The sequence below is a fragment of the Ilumatobacter sp. genome (genome assembly GCF_049588435.1).
GTDB lineage: Bacteria > Actinomycetota > Acidimicrobiia > Acidimicrobiales > Ilumatobacteraceae > Ilumatobacter_A.
In genome coordinates this window covers 1-1,588 of sequence record NZ_JBAVYV010000292.1, presented here as the reverse complement: position 1 = coordinate 1,588, position 1,588 = coordinate 1, and the positions used below count along the sequence as shown (strand labels likewise).

At 65.9% G+C, this 1,588-nt stretch carries 2 pseudogenes; both read right to left on the bottom strand.

Annotated features, from left to right (window positions below):
* Positions 1 to 1,311 (bottom strand): annotated as a pseudogene (locus tag WBV89_RS11460) (hypothetical protein); the annotation flags it as partial.
* A gap of 45 nt (positions 1,312 to 1,356) precedes the next feature.
* A pseudogene (locus WBV89_RS11455) lies at positions 1,357 to 1,557 on the bottom strand (hypothetical protein); the annotation flags it as partial.
* Between the last annotated feature and the right edge of the window lie 31 nt (positions 1,558 to 1,588).

Here is a 1,588-nt window from a genome sequence, read left to right as displayed (position 1 = left end):
GACCGCAGCACCGGAACTGCGGGCGCCGCCTCCGATGCCAGCGCCCACCTGTCCCGCGTATTCGGCGCCCGCGGTGGCTGTGACGTTGCCGCCAGTGATGGTGATCGTTCCGTTGTCACCGAAGGCGTAGTACATGCCGTTTCCAATTCCAGGACCAGAGTTGCCGCCTGTGGCGTTCACCACGCCACCGGTGATCGTGACCTCGCCCGCGGAGCCCCTGTATCCGCCGCCGAGTCCGGCGGATCCGCTGCTCCCCGTGGCCGTGACGTTGCCGCCAGTGACGGTCAGCACTCCACCGTGGCCCACTTCGCCGCCGCCGATGCCGGCAGCTAGGCCACCACCCGTCGCGATCACCTCACCGCCATTGATGGTGACGGTGCCGCCAGTGCGCCCGCCGCTGCCTCCGATGCCAGCGCTGTATTGAGCGCCAGTTGCCACCAGCGTTCCACCATTGACGGTGACGGCCCCCGCGGACCCGGAGTCGTCGGCATCATGGCCGACGCCTGCGGCGAACTCGCTCGCCTTGGCCGTTACGGATCCGTTGTTCAGGACCAGGGCGGCAGTCGTGGGCACGTGGATACCTGCGATGCGGCTCGCTGCGGCCGGCAGAGCGGCCAAAGTGCCGCCGCCACGAGTGTCGTCAATGGTGAGGGTGTGCCCGTCGCTGATGTCGACGCCAAGGGTCTCGAGAGCGTAACCATTGAGATCGAGGATGAGATCACAGTTCACGGCGAGGAGACCGCCCGAAAGGTCGCCGGGGACGGTCAGCGCATCTCCGTCGGTGCAGTTCGAGGCCTTAGTGGCAAGGAGGGCGAAACCGGACACCGCGTAGAGGTCCGTGTCACCACTCAGGGTGGTCGTCTCGGTGAAAAACTCGCCGCTGCCGTCGGCCTCCGTGGCCCACACGGCATCGGCCGGCGGGGCGGGGATCTCGCGGAACCCGGCATCGAAGCTGGGGGCGAAGACGCGTACGTCGGCTAAGTCAGTGCCTCCCTGAGTGTCAAAGGTGACGAGGTAGTTGTGGGTGTCGACGGTAGCGGTGACAAGTGCGGCGTCGAGGGCAATCACTCCACCGTTGTCGATCTGCCCGGCACCAGAGATGCTCGCGCCCTGGGTGACGTCCGTTGCGGAACCAAAGATGTTTCCGGTGGCGGTCACGATGACCTCTGCGCCTGAGGCATTTGAGTCGTAGACCTTGAGTTCTCCCTGGGGGACGTAGAGGTCACCTGAAACCGTGAGCGAGCCGAACCTTGAGCCGTAATCCCCTGCCCCAATGGCAGATCCGTCGCCCGATCCCGACGCTGCAGTCACGTCCGCATCTACACCGATTGTTACGTTTCCACCGTTCGCGCCGGATCCGCCACCGATCCCGGCGGCCGATGTGCCTCCAGTCGCGGTAACGATGCCACCGTCGATATTGACCGTTCCTCCAACTCCATCCGGTCCCCCACCTATTCCAGCGCCATAGGCGCCTCCGATGGCTTCAACCGTGCCGCCTCGGACAAGGACAGTTCCGCCGTGGCCGACGTGCCCTTGAACATTTGAGGCGCCGCCGATGCCGGCGCCAGTGTCGCCGCCGGTTGCCTTC